The organism is Ruegeria sp. AWH4_226 (assembly GCF_056159225.1).
The window spans coordinates 364,623-386,642 of sequence record NZ_JBSWUU010000003.1 but is presented as its reverse complement, the minus strand read 5'-3'; the positions used below and the strand labels follow the sequence as shown (position 1 = coordinate 386,642).

The 22,020-nt window shown below is 54.1% G+C and carries 18 protein-coding genes, 1 pseudogene and 1 riboswitch; of the genes and pseudogenes, 4 read left to right on the top strand and 15 right to left on the bottom strand.

What is annotated here, in order from left to right; translation table 11 throughout:
* Nucleotides 1-236: 236 nt before the first annotated feature.
* The 4 genes from ACXAET_RS20260 to yghX all read right to left on the bottom strand — a co-directional run bounded on the left by ACXAET_RS20260 (nt 237) and on the right by yghX (nt 5,288).
* A complete protein-coding gene (locus tag ACXAET_RS20260; RefSeq protein WP_475189685.1) occupies nt 237-1,205 on the bottom strand; it encodes a DUF3179 domain-containing protein in 969 nt (322 codons plus the stop codon).
* Between the two features lie 201 nt (nt 1,206-1,406).
* Nucleotides 1,407-1,595: a hypothetical protein gene (locus ACXAET_RS20255; RefSeq protein WP_475190215.1), complete on the bottom strand. Its 189-nt coding sequence runs from the start codon at nt 1,593-1,595 to the stop codon at nt 1,407-1,409.
* Nucleotides 1,596-2,254: 659 nt separating this feature from the next.
* The gene (locus ACXAET_RS20250; protein WP_475189681.1) at nt 2,255-2,593 is read right to left on the bottom strand and encodes a hypothetical protein; all 339 of its coding nucleotides are present in this window, start codon (nt 2,591-2,593) and stop codon (nt 2,255-2,257) included.
* Nucleotides 2,594-4,373: 1,780 nt separating this feature from the next.
* Nucleotides 4,374-5,288: a YghX family hydrolase gene (gene yghX / locus ACXAET_RS20245; protein ID WP_475189677.1), complete on the bottom strand. Its 915-nt coding sequence runs from the start codon at nt 5,286-5,288 to the stop codon at nt 4,374-4,376.
* Nucleotides 5,289-5,472: 184 nt separating this feature from the next.
* Between yghX and ACXAET_RS20240 the strand changes: the two genes are divergently transcribed.
* The 3 genes from ACXAET_RS20240 (at nt 5,473) to ACXAET_RS20230 (ending at nt 9,315) form a co-directional block, all read left to right on the top strand.
* The gene (locus ACXAET_RS20240; RefSeq protein WP_475189672.1) at nt 5,473-6,729 is read left to right on the top strand and encodes an adenylate/guanylate cyclase domain-containing protein; all 1,257 of its coding nucleotides are present in this window, start codon (nt 5,473-5,475) and stop codon (nt 6,727-6,729) included.
* Nucleotides 6,730-6,855: 126 nt separating this feature from the next.
* On the top strand, nt 6,856-7,692 hold the full coding sequence (locus tag ACXAET_RS20235) for an SDR family NAD(P)-dependent oxidoreductase (protein ID WP_475189665.1): 837 nt from the start codon (nt 6,856-6,858) through the stop codon (nt 7,690-7,692).
* Between the two features lie 282 nt (nt 7,693-7,974).
* Nucleotides 7,975-9,315, top strand: coding sequence for an adenylate/guanylate cyclase domain-containing protein (locus ACXAET_RS20230; protein ID WP_475189661.1), 1,341 nt, complete (start codon nt 7,975-7,977; stop codon nt 9,313-9,315).
* Between the two features lie 115 nt (nt 9,316-9,430).
* Here ACXAET_RS20230 and ACXAET_RS20225 read toward each other — a convergent pair.
* From ACXAET_RS20225 to ACXAET_RS20205, 5 genes and pseudogenes are all read right to left on the bottom strand, one after another.
* Nucleotides 9,431-9,535, bottom strand: a pseudogene (locus tag ACXAET_RS20225) (integrase); the annotation flags it as partial.
* Between the two features lie 474 nt (nt 9,536-10,009).
* Nucleotides 10,010-11,635 (bottom strand): thiamine pyrophosphate-binding protein, encoded by a 1,626-nt coding sequence (locus tag ACXAET_RS20220; RefSeq protein ID WP_475189658.1) that lies wholly within the window; start codon nt 11,633-11,635, stop codon nt 10,010-10,012.
* Nucleotides 11,636-12,909: 1,274 nt separating this feature from the next.
* The gene (locus ACXAET_RS20215; protein ID WP_475189657.1) at nt 12,910-13,878 is read right to left on the bottom strand and encodes a hypothetical protein; all 969 of its coding nucleotides are present in this window, start codon (nt 13,876-13,878) and stop codon (nt 12,910-12,912) included.
* A gap of 184 nt (nt 13,879-14,062) precedes the next feature.
* Nucleotides 14,063-14,782, bottom strand: a complete 720-nt coding sequence (locus tag ACXAET_RS20210; protein ID WP_475189655.1) for a glutathione S-transferase family protein — start codon at nt 14,780-14,782, stop codon at nt 14,063-14,065.
* Nucleotides 14,769-15,377 (bottom strand): NAD(P)H-dependent oxidoreductase, encoded by a 609-nt coding sequence (locus ACXAET_RS20205; RefSeq protein ID WP_475189653.1) that lies wholly within the window; start codon nt 15,375-15,377, stop codon nt 14,769-14,771. Before ACXAET_RS20205 ends, ACXAET_RS20210 begins: the two co-directional genes overlap by 14 nt.
* Nucleotides 15,378-15,509: 132 nt before the next feature.
* On the opposite strand from ACXAET_RS20205, the gene ACXAET_RS20200 reads away from it, so the two are divergent.
* On the top strand, nt 15,510-15,881 hold the full coding sequence (locus ACXAET_RS20200) for a winged helix-turn-helix transcriptional regulator (protein ID WP_068340061.1): 372 nt from the start codon (nt 15,510-15,512) through the stop codon (nt 15,879-15,881).
* Nucleotides 15,882-16,034: 153 nt separating this feature from the next.
* Here ACXAET_RS20200 and nrdF read toward each other — a convergent pair whose 3' ends face one another.
* From nrdF to ACXAET_RS20170, 6 genes are all read right to left on the bottom strand, one after another.
* Nucleotides 16,035-17,006: a class 1b ribonucleoside-diphosphate reductase subunit beta gene (nrdF, locus tag ACXAET_RS20195; RefSeq protein ID WP_475189650.1), complete on the bottom strand. Its 972-nt coding sequence runs from the start codon at nt 17,004-17,006 to the stop codon at nt 16,035-16,037.
* Nucleotides 17,007-17,017: 11 nt separating this feature from the next.
* Entirely contained in the window at nt 17,018-19,141 is a 2,124-nt protein-coding gene (nrdE, locus tag ACXAET_RS20190) for a class 1b ribonucleoside-diphosphate reductase subunit alpha (protein WP_475189646.1), read from the bottom strand.
* Nucleotides 19,123-19,527: a class Ib ribonucleoside-diphosphate reductase assembly flavoprotein NrdI gene (gene nrdI, locus ACXAET_RS20185; RefSeq protein WP_475190179.1), complete on the bottom strand. Its 405-nt coding sequence runs from the start codon at nt 19,525-19,527 to the stop codon at nt 19,123-19,125. The genes nrdE and nrdI overlap by 19 nt, the downstream gene beginning before the upstream one ends.
* A gap of 24 nt (nt 19,528-19,551) precedes the next feature.
* Nucleotides 19,552-19,773: a glutaredoxin-like protein NrdH gene (gene nrdH / locus ACXAET_RS20180; RefSeq protein ID WP_170480293.1), complete on the bottom strand. Its 222-nt coding sequence runs from the start codon at nt 19,771-19,773 to the stop codon at nt 19,552-19,554.
* A gap of 83 nt (nt 19,774-19,856) precedes the next feature.
* A riboswitch (cobalamin riboswitch) is annotated at nt 19,857-20,049 on the bottom strand.
* A 116-nt stretch (nt 20,050-20,165) separates the two neighbouring features.
* Complete coding sequence (locus ACXAET_RS20175) at nt 20,166-21,167, bottom strand: HupE/UreJ family protein (RefSeq protein ID WP_475189637.1); 1,002 nt, start codon at nt 21,165-21,167, stop codon at nt 20,166-20,168.
* Entirely contained in the window at nt 21,164-21,985 is an 822-nt protein-coding gene (locus ACXAET_RS20170) for a peptidyl-prolyl cis-trans isomerase (protein ID WP_475189634.1), read from the bottom strand. The genes ACXAET_RS20175 and ACXAET_RS20170 overlap by 4 nt, the downstream gene beginning before the upstream one ends.
* Between the last annotated feature and the right edge of the window lie 35 nt (nt 21,986-22,020).

Here is a 22,020-nt window from a genome sequence, read left to right as displayed (position 1 = left end):
CACAAGTCTCAAAGACATCACCCGGCCGTTTAGCTGCGCAAAGTGTGGAACGTATCGGATTTTCTACTCTTGCAGCGGCGAAACCCACATAAATAGAACCGATTTGAGTCTTCATCTTCGACTGATTGCTACATATGGTTCTGAAACTCCCTCCCAATTGGTATCAGATCGAATTATCAAACAAGTTCCCAGTAAAGAATGTCCAGGAAGTCTCTGGCGATGAGGGCCCGCTACGTTCATCTCCCTTCGGCCAACATCCATTTACCCTCCGGCCAGAAGGCGTGGAATGCAAAGGCGAACATGACATCATGGGCGATATCGTGACCCGATGCATTGCGCACCCGGACTGAGCCTACATCGCGCCCCTTGGCGATGCGCCCGGTGTCGAGGGCCGAGGCCTGCCCCGCGCGCCATGAGAGCGTTATCCCGGCCTCAGAGATCTCGCCTTCTGCGCTCAGCCTCTCCAGAGGCCACGCTTTGTCGCCGACGCGAACTAAGCGCGCCAGCGGGCTGATGCCATGGGGCGGGTTTTCACCGGAATAGAGAAAGGGCCGCGACAGGGTATCATAGCCGCGATAAGGGTTGCGCCCATAGTCGCGATTATAGTTTGGTTCGTTCATCACCAGCCCATCCGGGTTTCGGCTGCGGAACTCCTCCCAGCTTTCCATCCAAGTGGGCAGGGTCTTCAGTTCCGTGCCTGTCAGATCGCCGACGATGGCGCGGCCGATGGCCTGCTGCCACCAGCTTTCAGTTTCGCGGTCATACATCACCATGTCAGAATAGCGCAGCTTTCCTGAAACGCCGAAGGTGAGCGTGCCCGCAGCGGTGCGCCGATCGAAGCTCATGCCGGAATTGCACAATGGGCAATAGGTGACTGCCACCGGGATTCCACCGACCCAGTCGTTCACAATCTCGTGCCATATCAGATAGCGTATTGGATAGGTTCGAGGCGCGACTCCGTCCATCTCAAGGGTTATCACCGGCTCGCGTTTGCCCAGCCTCGTTTCGTCAGAGGCGCGCAAGAAACTTGGATCGCTGATCGCAGGGATTCCGTCCTTGGGCGGACCCCCGGACTGAATCTCGGACCAATCCGTGATCGCACTGAGGCTGAAATTGGTCTGCGGCCACTCAAGTTCCCAGCGGTCGGGGCTGGCAAGCGCTGTACCGGCGACGAAGAGAAAGGCGAGCAGGACAAGACGGCGCATCGGAACCTCCGGTCGTGGATGCGCAATTCTGACGGCTGGACACCTGTCTGCACAGGGCTGGCACGGAAATGTGAAAAAAATTCATGCCTCAGGTATCAGGTTCTTCCTCGGGGCATTGGCGAACCAGGGTGGAGTCGCGGGCCGGTGATTCCGGATAGGGTTGGTCCACATGGTTCACCGCAAACCGATACCGGCAATACCCTAACGGCTAAACAAATCTGCAATGCTGTCCTCGCCTTTAAGGCCGTCCAGCACGACTTTAATCTTCTCTTCTGCTGAATACTGCTTGCGGGTCACACGGCGCATATCCTTTACGACCTGCTCATCGTGGTTCTGCTTGGTTCCAATGAGCAAGAAACCCTTTATCATCAAATCACTAAACTGTCCCATCGGAGCTGACGTCAGACGCGTTGCTTCAGCATTCCAACGCGATGCATGCAAATCTCACTACAACGCGGTTGAACTGCAGGCGTGTCACAAAGATCTGATCTGGGAGGCCACTCAGGATGCAACATCGCTCGGGCGATCTTCGTTTTAAACTTACCTGAGCCGCCGCATTAAGCTTGGGGTTGCTGATGACTGGTTGGACTCACTGGACCTGACATATCCTTATCAGGCGGCTCCGACATTGGGCACGACAATCGCTATGGATCGCGGCGTGAGACGTTCGGATTTGGACTTCGAACAAGAGCGTGCTGCCATCTCGACTGGGTTGGAAGTCCTGAAGAGTGGGTAGGGAACCCTGAAATCTGACTAGGAGCGTAACAGCGCAGCCAATTGCTGAGCCACCGAACTTCAACTAGGTCTTTTCCGAGACGACGGCTCAGACCCAGGCGTCAGTACCCGTTCCCAAGCGTGGTGCGGGGACGTTTGCGTTTGTAATGGGCCATGTCTTTGGCCTTTCATGCAGTTTCAGGACTACATGGCACCCTCCATTGGTTGGTTTGTCGGAATTGGGCCGTGCTCGGCTTTGACGCCGAAAATGCCGCCGGTCTGAGCACGCTGATTGCGTCAATATTTTTCATACCGGCAGTGAGCATTTCATTTGCCTATGGGCCCGGGCGTTCCTCATCTTTGCACGACGTGCGGACCCCAATTGAGTTTTGATCGGGCTGATCTGAGCCTCTTTTGCCCGTCTTGGAATTCAGAGTGTCCAGCAGGAGGTGTTTCTCGCGCAGAGGTATCTCATCGACGCTGAAAACCCGCCCTGGGGTGGGCCAAAGTTGATCGAAATGTTCCTCTGACATCGCAACATAGGCGATCCGCCCATGGTGCCGAACGGAGGTCGGCCCTTTGTCCGCTTGGGTCGCTAAACTGATCGCATTGAGATGAAGTGTTTCGATATCGAAGCGCTTACCTTGGATCGGAGGCAAATCTGATGGTTTCATGCATTTTCCTTTCATGCGCGCACTCGGACAGTCCCGGAGGCTTCCATGTCGAGCGCGCAAACTAGGAAAATGATTACGTCATGGCACCACCTAGCATGTTGCGCAGGCGAGGTCAGCCCTGTCACGATGTTGATCCGCCGGTCATAAAAGGCTGCGGGCAGAAACAGCGGAAATGGCGCTTTTGCTCGAATCCCGTTTGTTTCGCCAACGCTTGGATTAGTACCGAGCTTTCAGCGCGCTCGCTAAACCTTCCCTGTCATTCGTAAACCATTACGAATATTCAGCCCGTCATGGTTAGGTTTGCGGCCCCGGCTATCAATTCAATCACCTGAATTGTGTAAAATGTGCTGTCAAATTCGCCCGCAGCGGCTTTACCCGCTAGAAACCACGAAGGCATAGTTGAGTTTCAGCCGAACCCACACCACAAGCGGGCACACTTGGTCGTCATGACCCGAAAGGGGCAGGAGTTATGCGAAGCTGCGATTGCGAGGCAATCCCCATGGGTGAACGAACTCTCGAAAGGCCTGTCGCAAGATGATATCGCGACAGCGCAAAGTGTTGTTGACCGTCTCAAAGCGCGTCTCGAAGAAGCCTCAATGCAACAAGATCATAGCCCGACCCAAAGCTGACGTTCATAAAGAGTGCAGCACCGGTCACATTTGGGTTCTGATCGGACTTTCAATAGCGTAGTAGGCGAAAGAGCCGCATTGGAAGGTGCAAATGGAGGCAACCCGGATACGGCGCTTCGTCAACGCAAGTAAGCGTTAGTCCGAATTCTGGCGAAATTCGACCAATACATTTAAAGGTTATTGAACCGAAGTTACCCGTCTGGTAAGTCGTGGGTCCGGAAACCCTGACCAAGGAGAGATCAGATATGCTGAATCGTCAGACTTCAATGCTTTGCGCGGCAGGCGCAGTAGCCCGTTAAAGCGGTCTGACAGGTTTCCGATCTGAAGGCCGCCTCGTGAGCGGCCTTTTTTGTGTTTTTTCACGTGGCGGCTTTCCATCATTCATGGAGAGTACAATGCCAACCTTATCACTATACATTCCCCTCAAACGGTCGCGCGGCCTCTTGTTGCGGCTGCATGCTGTATTTACCCGGCAAACCAGCAGAGAACGGCTTGTTTCGCGTAAATTAGCTGAACTGCCCGATTACCTGAGGGAAGACGTCGGCCTGCCGCCACAGATTGAGCGCCCGCCGCCTTCGCACCATCGGGTGCCATTCTGAAAAGCTGACGAAGCAAGGGCAGTTCGCTGCCCTTGCTCTTAACAATCGCACAATGTTCGGTACGCGCGGGTTCGCGAGGTGCCGCATTTGCAAAGCGCTGAAGTTTGATCAAGTGCCGATCGGGGCTTCTGGCATTAATCTGAGGCTTTCGGTCAGATGACAGTTTAAAGGCGCTCAGCGGCCAATCAGGGAAAGCCTAGATCGCGGCAACGTCAGCTTTGGAGCCTCTGTGATGGCTTACCGTAGAACCGGGACTTGGTCTCAAACGCGCCTAAGACTACTTCGCGGACAAACCCGCCGAAGCTGACGCAGCGAAATTCGCCCGGTTTGCCCGATCTTGTCCCCGAATAACCCACTGCGTTGCAGAACAAATTCCCCAAACCAGACGCTCAAAGCCGTCAAACAGCCTAAGATCAATGCTGGCCACTCGCTGCCCCGGCGTTCGATATTTCGCATGCTGGTGAAGCCGTCTTTTGGCTTATACACTGTTTTGTAGTAAAGCCCTAATTTTCACAGACAAACCGGACTCAGCACATCTAGCGGCAAGTGTTTTCAAGCAGCAAGGTAGGTACGAAACCAAGCAATCATCCGCTCTTCTGCAAGCATTGCTGCAGCCTCGTCATAGCGCGGTGTCGTATCGTTGTGAAAGCCATGGTTCACGTCCGGATAAATGTAGGCTTGATACCGTTTGTCGCTTTCAACCAGTGCCTTTTCGAACTCTGGCCACATGGCATTTATCCTCTGGTCCAGAGCCGCAAGCTGTATCATCAATGGTGCCTGAATCAGACTTACTTTAGAATTGTCGGGCGCAGCTCCATAGAATGGAACTCCTGCCGCCATTTCGGGATAGGCGACTGCCAGCTTGTTCACGACTCCACCGCCATAGCAAAAACCTGTCGCTCCGACCTTGCCGTTCGTACCCTCAAGCGCCTGAAGATATTCAAACCCAGCAAAAAAGTCATTTAAGAGGAGGTCGCGGTCCAGGCTTCTCTGCATCTCGCGACCTTCATCATCCTTTCCTGGATATCCGCCCAACGAAGACAACCCGTCTGGCCCCATGGCAATGAACCCGGCTTTAGCAAGACGTCGTACGACGTCGCGGATGTATGGATTGAGTCCACGATTCTCATGGATCACCAAAATGGCTGCTGGCGGACGATCTGGATCAATTTCTGTCGGCCGGACGAGGTACGACGAAATATCTCCGGTTCCATTTGGACTGCTATAGGTGATTTCTTCAGCTTGAATTCCCGGATCATTTGCAGCGACTTGCTGTGCGAGAGCGTAATTAGGGGCGAGTGAGTTGAGGATTGCCGCTGCGGTTAATCCGCCTACCGCCCATTTGCCGGCACGTTCCAGGAACTCACGCTTAGAAATCCTTCCGTGCGCATAATAGTCATAAAGATCCAAAAGTTCTTGATCGAAGTCTGCCGCTGTCAGACGACGTGAAGGGGTCTGATCATTCATTGCGTATTCCTCAAAAAATCCGTGACATGTCGTATAGTATCCCTCGATAGTGGCACATAAGCGCGGGTTTGACTGCGATTTTCTAAAAGCTACATTCGCAATCCACCCGCTGTGGCATGAACCAACGGAACCGCGACTTTTTTCGACGAGTGCACCGGCAGAAGAGTTTCGCCGACTTCATTAAATGAGCTTGAGCGAGGACACGATGGCAGCTCCTTCGATCCAGAACTTTGAGATGACCGCAGCTTTGAAGGACTTGGCCGATTGGCTGGTTCAGCAGGGCTTGGAGAATGCCCCGGTTGAAATCTGGCTTGAAGAATTCTGCAATCGACTTCTCACCGCAGGCATTCCCATTCAAAGAGCGAACATTACTCTGCGCGCTCATCACCCTGAGATCGGGACAGTTGCGTTTCGATGGCACCGAGGAGGCGGAAACGAGCGCCAAGACTTCGTCCGGCGAACAAGCGCCCCCGAAGAGTACATTCTGAGCCCGATTTACTATCTCTTAGCAAACAATGTTGAAGAGATCAGGCAAAACCTGACTGTGGACGATCCAGAACTCAACTTTCCGATTTTTGATGAACTTCGCGAGCGCGGCGCCACAGACTACTTCGCGGTAAAACGGTTCTTCCTTCGCCAAAATCACGCAGCGCCGGTTGACCCCATGCATGCCGAAGAAGGGGCTATCATCTCTTTGGCGACTGACGCAGATGGCGGCTTTACGGACCAACAATTGAACGGTCTGAGGCAGTTGATACCGCCTCTTTGCCTGACGCTCAAATGCGGGGCAAACAGGTTGATGGCAGAGGATATCACTGCCGCATATCTAGGCCGAGACGCCAGCAAGCGTGTTCTGTCCGGAGACATCACCCGCGGTTCGTCTGAAACCATTTCAGCCGTCATTTGGTATTTTGACCTGCAAAATTTCACCAAGCTGTCTGAAGCGCTGCCTGGTCATTCAATTATCGAATTGCTGAACGCCTACTTTGCGGAGGTCGTTGAAATTGTTGAGCGCCATGGCGGCAACGTTCTGAAGTTTATGGGCGATGGCATGCTCGCCATTTTTGACATTAACCAGATCCCTGACGCGCATCGCGTCGCAATTGAGGCAGCCATTGAAATTCGTGCCGCATTTTTGGATCAGAACCAACGCAGAGTTGCAGAAGGTTTACCAACTACCGGTTTTACACTGTCACTGCATGCAGGAGACGTTCTCTACGGCAATATTGGCGGCAGATCACGCCTCGACTTCACAGTTGTCGGGCCGGCAGTTAACACAACGTCTCGTATTCTGGGTATGTGCAGCGCACTTGATCAAAACATCCTGCTTTCCAGTAAAGTTGCCGGTGAACTGGTCGAAGAGGTGCCGTGTCTGGTTTCACTTGGGCAATACAGGCTGCGGGGTGTTGCTGAACGGCAAGAGCTGTTTACACTGGATTAATCGGCAAACAGAAAAGCGTCTTTTGTAACTCTAAAACTACTCTTTATGGATACGTCTAAAACCATTTTCCCGACGTACCATCCGGGCAACGAAAAGCGTTAAACTACTTGATCAAGAGGACCCAACATGGCTCATCCAGCACTGAAATCTGACTCTGTTGCAGTCGTAACCGGTGGTGCATCCGGAATTGGGTACGCATCTGCCGCCAAGTTCGCTCAAATGGGCATGCGCGTTGTCATTGTTGATTTGGACGAAGGTAAGCTGGAAGAAGCTGCAGGTGCGCTGCGTGAAGTCGGATCACCTGAAATTATGACTTCTGTTACCGACGTGTCTGAACTTGAACAAGTTCTAGCGTTAGAAGCAGAAGTCGCGACCCGTTTCGGAGGTACTGACATTCTTATGAACAATGCCGGCGTTGGTATTCGCTCGTCCTGCTTGGGGCCACGAGATGCGTGGGAAAAAATGCTGAATGTAAACCTTTGGGGCGCAATTAACGGTTGCCAAGCATTCTTGCCGGGAATGATTTCACGAGAACGTCCCGGCGCCGTCATAAATACAGGTTCAAAACAGGGTATTACCACTCCTCCCGGCAATCCGGGTTACAACGTGTCAAAAGCAGCGCTGAAAGCCTTTACCGAGGCTCTTTCACATGAACTTCGCAACACTGCGGGCGCAAATCTCACGGCCCATCTGCTGGTGCCGGGGTTCGTCCACACGAGCATGATCGGTGCCAAAGACAAGCCTCCTTCCGCCTGGACCGCTGAACAAACCGCAGATTTCTTTATCGACAGTGTGAACCGCGGTGACTTCTATGTGATTTGTCCGGACAACGACGTGTCGCGGGATATTGACGAAAAACGTATTTCCTGGGCGGCTGGGGACATTATCAACAATCGCCCCGCGCTCAGCCGCTGGCATCCAGATTTCGAAAAGGAGTTCGCGGATCATATGTCGAAAGACTAACTCTGGAACCTTAGAGGAGTTGTAAATCGCGCAAAAGTTTGAGCCAAATTGCCTACTTCATTCTTGCGATAGCTGCTTCGGGCTCAACGCGGTCGTCTAAACGTTTTTTTCAGGTGACTAAAAAGATGCGCTTTGCCGACGTTCACAGCGTAATTTTCAAAGTTCCGACCGCGGGCTTGGCCGCCACTGAACTTAGCCGCAAAAAAATCCACTTGAACGAATGGTTTTGGCTTTTGCCGTGTGTGAGTCATATTCGGCAGAGAAATGTCGTCGGGACGCGCTATGGCCGTATTTACAAAACCCCCCACTCAATTCACACGCGCGGGCGATGTTGCAATCGCGTATCAAGTCGTCGGCGAGGGGCCCGTCGATCTAATTTATATCTCTGGCTGGCTCCACAACATTGATGTCGTCTGGGAGCATCCGGGATACCGGGACTTCCTTCGTGGACTGGCAGAAAAGTGCCGGGTGATCATGTTCGACAAACGCGGAACAGGGATGTCGGATCGTGATGTCGGAGCACCTACTCTGGAAGAACGCGCGGAAGATATTCATGCGGTTATGGCTGCCGTCGGCAGTGAAAAGGCAGCAATTTTCGGGATCAGCGAAGGGGGCGCGATGACAGCAGTGTTTGCAGCTTGCTATCCGGAAAAAGTCAAATCCATCGTAATGATTGGTAGCCGCCCCTGCGACGCATGGAAACCAGACTGGCCGAGAGGCAGGCGTCGTGCAGAATTCGAGGAGGGGCTCAAACGCCTCGAAGCCAACTGGGGAGATCTTGGTTGCGAGTTGGAGTGGGCGGCCCCTTCCGTTAAGGATGATCCGGACGAACAGGCATTCTTTAACAAACTGCTTACTTTGTCTGCCAGCCCCCGTTCGGCAATTGCCATCACGCGCCTGAATTATGAAACCGACTACAGGTCAATTCTGCCAGCAATCGAAGCTCCGGCTCTGATTTTGCATCCCGAGAAAGATATTTCCGTTTCGGTAGAAGACGGGCGGTACCTTGCGGAGAACATTCGCAATGCCCGTTTTGAGTTTGTAAAGAACTCAGATCATTTGCCTTGGATTGGCGATACGCGCGCTATTGTAAAGCAGATAACTGATTTCGTTTGCAGCGAAGCACCGCAGAAGGAAGAAACCCGGGTGCTTTCTACGATCCTCATGACCGATATTGAAGGGTCGACCGCAATCGCGACCCGCGTTGGAGACGAGGAATGGAAACGTACCATCGAAAAACATGACGCTCTAGCCGCGCGTGCAATCGCCTATCATGAAGGAACATTGATCAAGACAATGGGCGACGGAGTACTCGCTACCTTCGCCGGTCCTAGCCGTGCTATCGCATGCGCGAAGGATATAAAGTCCCAAGCGTCTGACATTGGTCTGACCATACGCGCGGGCATCCATACAGGTGAGTGTTTGCGGCGGGGTAAGGATGTCTCTGGTTTGGCAGTTACAATCGCTGCGCGAATTCTTGAGCTGGTGCCAGGTGGTGAGGCTTGGGTGTCCGGTGTCGTAAAAAGCCTCGTCGTTGGGTCCCGATTGCAGTTTGAGGCGCTCGTAGAACAGCAGTTAAAAGGGGTTCCGGGTAAGTGGCCTTTGTATAAGATATATGAATAATCAGATATTAATGCTGCTTCTTGGGTCGATTTGGGCATTATCAAGCCGCTGGCACGTTGGTTCGAGTAGGTCCGAATTTGGACGATGAGCAGCATGGACCGTTCGCCACCTCCGTTCAGATATCGATTTTCTCAGCAATGCTGAGCGCGTCTTCAAGCTTACCTCCGAGGTATCGGACTGCGGTGTCGACCCTGCTGTGACCCAGCAGAAGCTGGACCGCGCAGACGAGCGTCTCCGGGTAGTTCACCCGGCCAGGATCGGGTCGCGCGTGCCGTCGGAAACCTCGAACCGCACAAAAGGGCCGTCATTGGTAGCATTGACAGCGTTACGAGCCCCCAAGGCCTTTTCGTTTTTGGCACTATGGACACACTTCTGGAGAACGCGCCATTATTGTGCGGCAACGGTTCGCTCAAAAAATGTGCTGGCGTTGAAACAGCACGAGCACGAGCACGGTAAGATTGCCACGAAGCCGCGGCAAGTTGAGGTGCTTTTCGGGCAAGGGATGGCGCGGGTGGATTCGACCCGTGACCGCTTTGTAGATGGGGTGGATGGCTCCCGCTCCATCGGTGCTGTTTTGCGCCACACTGCAGTTGCCTTTGAATGCGAGAAAGGGGTCACCCCAGCTTTACTGTATTTGTAAAGACGAGTCCGAATTCATCTGACAGCACCATCTGGAACTTGTATTCTGAGAGGATTAGATCCGCATGCGCGGTACGTCATTCGGGTCCAGGCGCAGCTCGATCAGCAGAGGTTTATCACGCGTCTCAATGGCCTTGATCGCGGTTTCAAGACCCTCAGAAGAGTCCACCAAAACGCCATGACCGCCCAATGCGACCGCGATCTGCGCGAAGGAAGGCCAGTCGAACATCGAAAGACCCGGGTCCATTTTGCGGTCGAGGAACTGGATATGCTCGGCGCCATAGGCGGAGTCATTTGCCACGATGACGATCAGATCCTGGTTCATACGGACAGCGGTGTTGAACTCGTTGATGCCGCCCATCATAAAGCCGCCATCGCCAGTGAAAAGCAGCACGGGTCGGTTCGGCACGGCATAGCCCGCACCGATGGCGACCTGCAGCCCCAAGCCGATGGAACCAAAATTGGTCGTGGCGATGAAGCTTTCGGCATTGGGGCAGGAGACACGGCACCAGACCTCAGTCATGAACCGTCCCCCATCGGTGGTAAGGAAACGGTCCTTCGGCAGTGTCTCTTCCAGCCGGTCCAGCACATACTCGAAATTCACGAATCCGGGTTTGGCCTTGTCAGGATTGCCTTTGGGATGGGCAGTTAGCTCTTCCATGTCCAGTTCAGCGGTAAAACCGCTACCGGGAATCTCAGCCTCATCCAGCCACCAAACGATATTGTCCGCCGTCAAACCCGCATCTGCTACAAGCGCCGCGTCCGGGTGGTAGTTCTTGGCGACCTCGGTAACTGTATCGTTGATCTGCACCACGCGCTTGCCCTTCATTAGCGCGCCCTTGTCGGTGGTGAAATGGTGCAGCGACGTTCCAAACGCGACCACGCAATCGGCTTTGGCAATCGCGTCATAAGCCGCGGGCGTCGACAGCGTGCCGAATATGTCGATGTTATAGGGATGGTCGTTGAACATTCCCTTGGCCTTAAGTGTAGTGGCGAGCGGTGCCTCCAGACGGTCGGCCAGTTTCTTGATCTGCTCGACCGAGTCCTTAGCGCCGATCCCGGCCAGGATGATTGGACGTTTTGCGCTTGCGATCATGCCCACGGCTTCGTCGAGGTCATCGCCCGCGGGTACGTATGAAGGCGCGTTGAAGGTGGGGAAGACGTGACGCCTGTGCTCCACCTCCTGCCACATGAAATCGGCGGGCATGTTCAGCACGATGGGCCTGTTTTCCACCTGTGCCCGGTAGATGGCGTGCGCGACATCGTAAGAGGCAGTCTCTGGCGATCGCATCTGTTCGAAACCGGCGCCCGTGATCTTGACCGTTTCGCGCTGATCGATGTTTTGCAGGTTATGAGGGTTCGAGACGGCGGTATCGCCTGCCAACAGCACCATCGGCACGTTGCCACGTGCGCCCTCGGTCAGGGCGGTGACACAGTTGGTAAGAGCCGGACCATGGGTCACGGTGGCGATGCCGACCTTGCCGGAAACGCGACCGTACGCCATTGCCATCAGGACCGCGCTGCCTTCGAAGGCCACGGGTACAAAGGTTGCGCTGCTTTCTCGCACGAAATGATCCACCATGAAGAGATTAGCGTCGCCCATCAGCCCGAACATTGTGTCGTAGCCATGGTCGGAGAGGGATTGGGCAATGGATTGGTAAACGTACATGCTGCAGCTCATCGACGGTTTCTTGGGGTGGAATTCCGGCATTTTTATCGGACCCCTGATGCGTAGAGTACGCAATCTGCCAGCTCACAAACGGGTTTATGCGTAAGTTGCGCACGATTCGCTGGAAAGACGCGCGGTCTCCGCGTATTGTAGTTTTAGCGCAAGCGTCTCCGCGTCCCAAACTCATCCAAGGGCTCTTTTCAGACCTTAGCTGCGTGGCGAATGCACGGCTGCTTCGCAGTTTGAGTCAGCATTAAAGGACTTTGTTTTACTGTTTCTTGAGGTTTTAGGTACGAAAAGAGTCAAAGTTTCGTGACGCTCCACATTTCCTTGCAAAACTATACATGGTTCTGCCACTAGCGACAGAATCTTGCCATTTTCGCCTCAGTTTCTTCAATCGGCGCCTAGACCGATTTCAATGATCCTGACTTACCTTTCTGGAAAATCAGGGCTGATTTGCAGATCAGACACCGAAGGCGCCTGTACCTGTTGATCAGCCACGTGGCGAACGCGGATGGGGGCGAAGCAACGCTATTCGACAAGAGTGGTACAAGTCCTCAGGCACAGCCGAAGACACGGCCCTGAACAGTAGATTTGCCCGTGGGGAAGGGCCGCGCCCTCATCCTGATGGCCAAGGGCGTTCGGCTTTTCCAAATCCCGCTGAACCAAGAAGAGCAGACGATGTTAAGGAAGAGTCTCCGCCCTCTGCCGCGCAATAGCCTCGCGGCCAAATCCTGCCGGGGCCACGTTCAAAGAGATCAGCGTGTTCAGATTGGCATGTTCTGGCGCGTGGTCTAACTCTCGTTGCAACTCAGTTCCTCGGGACCGCCGACCAAGGCCGCTCAGAGCGCCAGCCCTACGTTGAATCCATCGCTCCTATGCCGAGTGCTCAAGTCAATACGGTGTTTTTCGGGGCTTCTCAGGCATCACGGGCAAGAAAGCCTTAACCTGCGAGCTTGGCGATCAGTTTATTAAAGTCGCAATGCTGCTTTATGTCCATGGGACGGTAGTGGCATATTTCTTTGGCGATATTAGACATCGCTGAAACGAATCTTGCTCAAGTCACACCTTTATCGGTCAAAGTTATTTTTGTCGCCGGGTGGTTTGCTGCAAAACCACCTGAGAGACGCGAGGAAGTTAAAGGTTCTGCTGGCAGTTTGTCCCTTTGTCATTGGAAAAGGGTATTCCTTGTGAGGTATCATTAAGACTTCGAAGAAAGTGATGAACTTGTTCAGTCCTGCACCAGTACGACGCAGGGTCTGCAAAACCCGCAACGCGCCTGACCCTCAGAATCGAATTCCCCGGCGCTGGGACGTAACCAAGCTATCCGGGCGCGTGGCACCGGTGTTTCGAGCGATTTCTGAAAAACCCGGATCGTTCACGATCCAATCGCGCAGAGTTCTTGCAATGACACCTCGTGTTTGGCGTTGTCCGTGCAGATAATGAATCATCATCGCCTGGAAGACTGCATCCTTGCTGTCGGCGCTTAGGTGAGGCACGGTAGAAATTGCTGTGCTCAGTTTTTTCACGCCTTGTAATCCGTCCCTTTCAATAATCGCAGTCGCGTAGGCACCAAGCAGTCTGTCCTGTGAATGGACGAGCGAACGGTTAAACCCTTGATGCAGAAACTGCCCAGCAACCTCAGACTTGCTGAAACCAAGGGCAAGGATTTTGACAGGTTTCAGGTACAACTCGCGAGGGTTTGAAAAGTTGCTCATCAGCGTGTCTGTGTCTGAACTGGTGTCCAGGGTTTGCAGAATATTATACGGAGCCTGGTCAAGCTCGGTCAGGGCCATGTTCCGTATTGAAGGCTCTTTGTGGCTGAGAAGCGATCCGAAGAACTGGTAGCGGCTGGCGCGCTGAGTTGACCACGCCTCAAGATTTGAAAGGATATGCTGGAAAACCTGCCTGTTCGATGCGTCGATATAGGCCAACCGCGCCCATTTTCCGGTCTTGGCATTCTTTGCGAACAAAACCCTGCCGTCCGCATTGGTGCCGAGCTTTCTGCGTGTTGTACTGTCCACAAGAAAGGGTATCTCTGCTGCCGTCAAATCTCCTTTGATTGCTTCGGACGCTTTGTACTGAAAGGGCATGTCAGGATCGGTTGTGGCCATCACCACCACCGTTCCCTCCATCAGGGAACTGACTATGCTTTCACGCGCCGTCACCGTGTGAAACCCGCATGACACCGCCGCAACAGGCAGGAATGTCAACGTGCTGGTCAACAGTACAAATGCAATACAGGACCTTATCATCAGATCGCACCCAGGAAATCAGCGGGATCATCTTAGCATGCTTCCGTGGCCAGACGTGATCAAATTGTTCGGCCACGGTGCACAGTACAGATCTGATTTGACTTTGGTCATAGTCGTCCCGCGAAACCAGTCAGTGTTTACCTGCCAGACCAATTAGGCCGACGACTGATTTTGTGGGAATTGGTCAGTCCTTTTTGACATCACCGGCAAACCGCTCAGCGTTTTCCCTTGCAAAGGCGCTGGCATCGGCATTTGCGTCCCAAAAATGCGGATTTGCCTTGGGAATGGTCAATGCCTTTTGCACGGATGGGCGCACGTCAATACGGTCGAACCAGGCCTGAAGGTGAGGTAAGCCATCAACATTTGCGCGTGCCCAGACATAGGCGCGTGCCCACGGATAAACCATCATATCCGCGATCGTGTATTCCCCGGCGGCCAGCCATTCGCGGCCTTCCAGATGTGTGTTCAGAACCTCAAGCAGGCGTCGCGATTCGTCGACATAGCGTTTGATTGAGAACGGTTCTTCATGTCCGTTTGGGGCTGCGATGTGCTGAAAATACATGGCCTGACCCATCATCGGACCGACATGGCCAACCTGAAAAAACATCCACTGCATCACCTCGGACCGTTTGACTGGGTCTGCGGGAAGGAACGCCCCGTATTTCTCAGCCAGGTGCCAAAGGATTGCACCGCTTTCAAAAATTGCACGCCCCTCGGCCCGGTCCTCAATCACCGGGATTTTGCCGTTTGGGTTGAGTTTCAGATAGTCCGGCGCTTTCTGTTCCTGTTTTGAAAAATTGATGGAGGTCAGGTCGTAGGGAATGCCAGCCTCCTCAAGGAAGATAACCGGCTTGTATCCGTTCATGGTGGCCGCAGTATATAGGTGGATATCAGGCTGGGACATATGCGATCTCCGGGAAAACAGAGTTCAGGTGCGCATCAAACCGTTTGAAATCCGCCTCTATCTCGGGGTTTTTCATGACATCAAACGCGGCGAAGGTTGGTAACTGCTCCAAAGCAAAGAACTTGGCGTTCAGATGAACCGGGCGCAGCAGGTCATCGACGCTACCGCCTTGAAAGAAGGGTTCTGACGGGTCATTGAACGCTTCTTTTGGTGCGTTGAATGTCACGGACAACATGTACTTGGTTCCCTTGAGTGTTCCGCCCATCCCATAGTTTGCTTTTGGAGCCTCTGTCGTACGGCCATCGCCAGCACATAAACGCCCATCCATTCCGGCGGTATAGACATCGTCCATGTACTTTTTGAACACCCAGGGTGTTCCCATCCAATTCACCGGAAATTGCATGATGATCACATCGGCCCAAACATGCGACGCAACCTCGGCTTCGACGTCATACCCATCTGCAATGGTCGTCAGTCGCACTTCGTTTCCTTTTGCGGCCATGGCCTCTTGCGCCCTTTGCGCAAAGCTTGCGTTTAGCCTGCCCGGGGCAAATTCATAGGGCTGCGTACCGTTGATGATCAGAATGTTGCTCATGTCTGAAACCTCGTTCAATTGACTGATTGACGCTTGACTTAAAGCGGCTTGAAGGGAAAGTTGTGTTTCCTGAGATGGAAAAGCAACCAGTATACTTTTTGTAACCTACCTTTATACCTACGGAGGTGCGCAATGCGGGCTCGGGTCGAAGATGATACCAAGGGACGAAGACAGGTTTATGAAGCCTGTACAGAGCCTTGTGCGATTGAGCGCGGCATGCGGATCATCGGCGGAAAATGGACGGGATCAATCCTGTGGCACCTCAAGGACGGTCCTGTACGTTTTAACGATTTGTCCCGAATGGTGGGCGGTGCCAGTAAAAAGATGATTGCCGAACGTCTGCGCCAGCTTGAGGCGCAAGGGTTGGTTCGGCGTGAGGTGATGGATACTGCACCAATCTCAGTCCACTACGAGATAACCAAGAGGGGACGCACCGCGCTTGGGTTTTTGGACGCATTGCGTGAGTGGAGTGAGAGTCTGCCGCAGCATAACTCCGATGCCTGACCCACGTGCGTTGGGGGCAGAAGACCCTAAGGCGCATTGCCCTTTATTCAGGATTTAATCACCCGGACGCGTCGTGCGCCAATCATGTGATGACAGGACAAACGCTGCAAAAGCGAGAAGCGCCAGCCCGCGCTTCTCGTTTGAAACCAAGGTTTAGAAATCCCAGTCTTCGTCTTCGGTCGCGACAGCCTTGCCGATGACATAGGATGATCCCGAACCCGAGAAAAAGTCGTGGTTCTCACTGTCGGGGCTGAGCGCGGCCAGGATAGCCGGGTTCACCTCAGCAACCTCTGGTGGAAACAGCGCCTCGAAGCCAAGGTTTTGCAACGCCTTGTTGGCATTGTAGTGCAGGAACACCTTTACGTCTTCGGTCAGACCGATCTCGTCATACAGTTCTTCAGTGTACTGATTTTCGATGTCGTAAAGCTCAAACATCAGCGAGAAGGCGTAGTCCTTAAGTTCCTGTTGCTCATCTTCCGGAAGCTTTTCATAGCCACGTTGGAATTTATAGCCGATGTAATAGCCATGCACGGCTTCATCCCGAATAATCAGGCGGATCAGGTCGGCGGTGTTCGTCAGCTTGGCGCGGCTGGACCAGTACATTGGCAGGTAGAAGCCGGAATAAAACATGAAGCTTTCCAGAAACACCGAAGCGATCTTGCGCTTCAGTGGGTCGTTACCAGGGGCATACGTGTTCAGGATTGCCTCAGCCTTGGCCTGCAGATGAGGGTTTTCTTCGGACCAGCGGAAGGCTTCGTCGATCTCTTTGGTCGAACAGAGCGTCGAGAAGATCGAAGAGTAGCTGCGCGCGTGCACGGCCTCCATAAAGGCGATGTTGGTCAGCACGGCCTCTTCATGCGGAGTGACGGCATCGGGCATCAGAGCAGGTGCACCAACCGTATTCTGAATCGTGTCCAGCAGGGTCAGGCCAGTGAAGACGCGGATGGTCAGTTGCTTTTCGTGGTCCGTTAGCGTCGCCCAGCTTTGGATATCGTTGGACAGCGGCACTTTCTCGGGCAGCCAGAAATTGACCGTCAGGCGGTTCCAGACCTCAAGGTCCTTGTCATCCTCCAGCCGGTTCCAGTTGATGGCGCGGGGGATCTTGGTTTGAATCATGTCTTTCATTTCACTTCCCCTTACAACGAGCAGGATACGCAGCCTTGCACCTCGGTCCCTTCAAGGGCCTCCTGGCGCAGACGTACGTAGTAGATGGTTTTGATGCCTTTCTTCCACGCATAGATCTGCGCGCGGTTGATATCGCGGGTCGTGGCCTCGGCCGGGAAGAACAGGGTCAGAGACAGGCCCTGATCGACATGTTCGGTGGCCGCCGCGTATGTGTCGATCAGCGCCTCGGGGCCAATCTCATAGGCATCGCGGTAGTATTCTAGGTTATCATTGTTCATGAAAGCCGCCGGGTAGTAGACGCGGCCGATCTTGCCCTCTTTCCGGATTTCGATCTTTGAGACGATGGGGTGGATGGAAGAGGTCGAGTTGTTGATATAGCTGATTGACCCGGTGGGCGGCACCGCCTGCAGGTTGCGATTATAAAGCCCGTGTTTCATCACATCGGTTTTCAACTTGGTCCAATCGTCGCGTGTGGGCAGGGTCATGCCATCGAACAGACCTTTCACCCTGTCGCTTTCCGGCAACCAGTCACGAGTCGTGTATTTGTCGAAGAAAACACCCGAGGCATAATCTGACTCCTCGAACCCTTTGAACGGCGCGCCCCGCTCTTGCGCCAGATCGCAGGAGGTACGGATCGCGTGATAGGCTACAGCGGCAAAGTAAACGGACGTAAATTCAACGCCTTCCGCACTGCCATAGTGAATATGTTCGCGCGCAAGAAACCCGTGCAGGTTCATCTGACCCAGACCAATCGCGTGGCTTTCGTCATTGCCCCGGCGCACCGAGGGCACCGAGTCAATCGCCGACATCTCGGACACTGCGGTCAGCGCCCGGATCGCGGCCCCAACGGTGCGCCCAAGATCACCACCATCCATGGCCTTGGCGATGTTCAGCGAACCGAGGTTGCAGGAGATATCCGTGCCCAGATGCGAATAGCTGAGGTCATCGTTGAACTCGGACGCCTCGTTCACCTGCAAAATCTCGGAACACAGGTTCGACATGTTGATCCGGCCCGCAATGGGGTTCATCCGGTTCACCGTGTCTTCGAACATCACATAGGGGTAGCCGGATTCGAACTGGATCTCTGCAATAGTCTGGAAGAATTCACGTGCGTTTACTTTGGATTTGCGGATACGCTTGTCATCTACCATCTCGTGATACTTCTCGGAGACCGAGATTTCCGAGAACGGAACGCCATAGACCTTTTCCACATCATGCGGTGAGAACAGATACATATCGGCGTTTTTCTTCGCCAGTTCGAAGGTGATATCGGGGATCACTACGCCCAGAGAAAGCGTTTTGATACGGATTTTCTCATCCGCGTTTTCGCGCTTGGTATCGAGGAACCGCATGATGTCGGGGTGGTGCGCGTTCAGATAGACCGCACCAGCGCCTTGCCGTGCGCCCAGCTGATTGGCATAAGAAAAGCTGTCCTCCAGTAGCTTCATCACCGGGATCACGCCTGAGGACTGGTTTTCGATGCCTTTGATCGGAGCCCCGTGTTCGCGGATATTGGTCAGCAATAACGCGACCCCGCCGCCGCGTTTGGACAGCTGAAGGGCCGAATTGATGCCGCGACCAATGCTTTCCATGTTGTCTTCCAACCGCAGCAGGAAGCACGAGATCAACTCCCCGCGTGAGGCTTTGCCCGCATTCAGAAAAGTTGGGGTCGCGGGCTGGAACCGGCCATCCAGAATCTCTTCCATGAAGGACATGGCCAGCGCCTCATCCCCTCGGGCCAGTGCCAGTGCGGTCATCACAACACGGTCTTCGTAACGCTCCAGAAAGCGCTGCCCGTCACGGGTTTTTAGCGTGTATGACGTGTAATACTTGAACGCGCCTAGGAAGGTCGGAAAGCGGAACTTTTTAGCGTAAGCCGCATCCCAGATTTTGCGCATAAAATTCTTGGAATACTGATCCAGAACGGCTTCTTCATAATAGCCCTCGGAAACCAGATACCCCAGCTTTTCATCCAGCGAGTGGAAGAACACGGTGTTCTGATTCACATGCTGCAGGAAATACTGCCGCGCGGCCATGCGGTCCGCGTCGAACCGGATCTTCCCCTCGCCATCATAGAGGTTAAGCATCGCGTTCAGCGCGTGATAGTCCTGCTCGTTTAGGCTGCTGTCGAGCATAGGTGTCTCCCTAGTTTCTCAAGGCCTGCGCGCACGCGGGCGATATCGGTTTCGGTGCCGGCCAGCTCAAAGGAATACAGCAGTGGCACGTTGCATTTTTGGGCAATGATGCGACCGGCAAGGGCATAGGTCGCACCGAAATTTCGGTTCCCGGCGCCGATAACCCCAGCGATCCCGGCGCGCCTGTCCGGATCGTTCAGGAACCCAATGACCTGTTTCGGCACAGCGCCGCGCCCTTGGCCATCTGCGTAGGTCGGGCAGATCAGAACATACGGGTGCGAGGGGCGTGGCATCTGGTCTATCTGCATCGGAATGCGCAAAGCAGGCAGGCCCAGTCGCGTAACAAAGCGATGGGTATTTCCCGATTTCGATGAAAAATAGACCAGCGCCGGGCTCGGCGCCGCCACGGATCAGACCAGCTGAGCGATCATGTCAGGCCGAAACCCGGACCAGTGATCGCTTCCGGCGACAACAACAGGAGCTTGACGATATCCCAGCTCAGTCACGTGGGTCATGGCGCTGTCATCCTGCGTCAGGTCAACCACGTCATAGGTGATACCTTTTGCATCCAGCGCGCGGGTGGTGGCGGTACATTGCACGCATGCGGGTTTGGAATACACGGTAATGCTCATCTGTCCTCTGTCCTTTTCGTCAAAAGCCGAGGACGCCATCGCGCAGACCTTCCCTGCGCACGCCCCCGAACCCTCCGTTCGTGGTTATCGTTCTTGCTTGCGGCAGGTCTCCTGGCTCGCGGATCAACGTTCAGGCTGGCCTTCCCAAAAACACTGTTTCAGTGGCGTGTTCAGCCGAACTTTCCGCTTACAGTTGCGGGGGCAGCGCCGGAATTTCACCGGTTTCCCTCTTAGTTTTCGATCGGAATCGAAATCACCGAAGCAACTTCATATTGGGTTTGGAAGTAAGTCGTTGTCAATATGTAGTATGCGCTTCGTGTTAATTTCTTCGTTGGGGTTGCACTATCAAACACGGCGCCGCCTCGCATCTCCCACCGTCCAGAGAGCCATCTTTAAAAACCATTCACACGCTGGACAAGCCAGAAAATCGACACACACCCGATAGCATAGCCAGTGATCGACCTTGCAATTGTCTCGGACCCTAATGGAAACGGTCGTATCACATGGCGCCATAGGAATAGCCCAAGTGAAAGACCCGCGACGAAAACAAGCTGCCCCGCTTCGACCCCCACATTAAAGGCCAAAAGAGCGGTTGGAATATCCTCGGGGGGCAGGCCAATCTCGGACAGGGCACCGGCAAAGCCAAGCCCGTGCAAAAGGCCGAAACAAAAGCAGACAATCCAGGGAAATTGCTCGGACAACCTGACTTTACCGTCTTTGTGTTTGAGGATTTCCAGCGCCATAAACACGATTGAAAGGGCGATCACGGCCTCGACCGGGGCCGACGGAACGTGCAACACACCAAGTGTGGCCAGCGCCAGCGTGATCGAATGCGCCACGGTAAAAGCTGTCACAGCCCCGATTAAGCTCCATGGATCACGCACCAGAACAAACAGGGCGAAAACGAACAAAAGGTGGTCCAAACCTTCCAGGATATGCTCGAAGCCGAGCCAGAAGTAACTTACGAAAACGGATGAAGTGGATGGATTCTCAGGCAGGTTCAGAACAGCCGTCTCGGGTGTGAGTCGAAGTGTCACAGCCGAGGCGTCCAAGGGTTGATACCGCAGCAAAACGTCGTTGCGCTGCCGTTCCAGGCCCTGAATGGTAACAGCCTGACCGGCGATTTGGGTATTGCATTCGGCGATCCAGGAAGAAACCCAGGCGGCCTTGTCGAAAAAGGGCTGCGGCCCCTGCGCCGGAGTGCAGGACGCAGGCAGAACGGCGTCGATCTGCATCGGTTGACCATTTACATCCGGTATGCGCCAAAGCACCTGCCATGTATTGGGGGCAAGCTGTTTCAGGTCCAGATATCCGGGGTCAAGGGCATGCGCATGGCCGGTTCCAGGCACACAGACCAGCCATATCGCCAGCATAAAACCAAGCAGCCCCTTCATTCCTGAGGGTCCGGTGTTTGAATGCGGTATTGCGCGGCAAGGTTTTCATACTGCGCCTCAGCCAGTTCCCGCGCTTTGTCCCGGCGCCATGCCGCCAAAACTTCTTCCCGAATCTCATTCAAAGGCGGCAGGACTTCTGGCCGTGTTTCGGTAATCCTGACAAGGTGCTGCCCATAACCAGATTGGATCGGACCTATCCACTCGCGCGGCTCCACCACAAACAGCGAGCTTGAAAACCCCTGACCAAACGTGCCATCGATGGCACTGGAAGCTGACAGAGGTAGAGAGCTTGGCATCAAAGATCCCAGGCCGATCTCAGACCAATCCTTACCTGCTTGCAGTTCGGAAAACGCCCGGTCGATTTCATCCGATACTGGTTGAACGCCAAGAAAAATCTGATCGAATGCAAGCTGCGCCGGCACTGTAAACCGCCCGGCATTTTCCGCGAGATATGTGTTAAGCGTATCGTCCTCGGGGACCACGGATGACGCAATCCCATCGAACAGAAAGTTCATCTTTTGCGCCAGCCGCGCCCGGACAATCTGATCTCCGCGATCCAGCCCCAGCTTGCGCGCTGCGCGCACGAGAACCTCTTCACGTATCCTTGCATCGATCAGAGCTTGCAATTCATCACTGCGTGGTGCGCGTTTCCAAGTGGTTTCAAAACGGGCCGCCAAAAGGTCAATTTCGCCATTGTCGATCACTATTGTATCGGGCCGCTCAGGTGTTTCGCCCGTTTGGCCGACCAGAGAAAACCAGCCAAATATGGCTGCTCCAATCAGAACGAAGTGAAGCAGGGGCTCTTTCAAAATGCGCATGAACAGTCCTGAAACCAAGTCGTTACTTGCGTCAA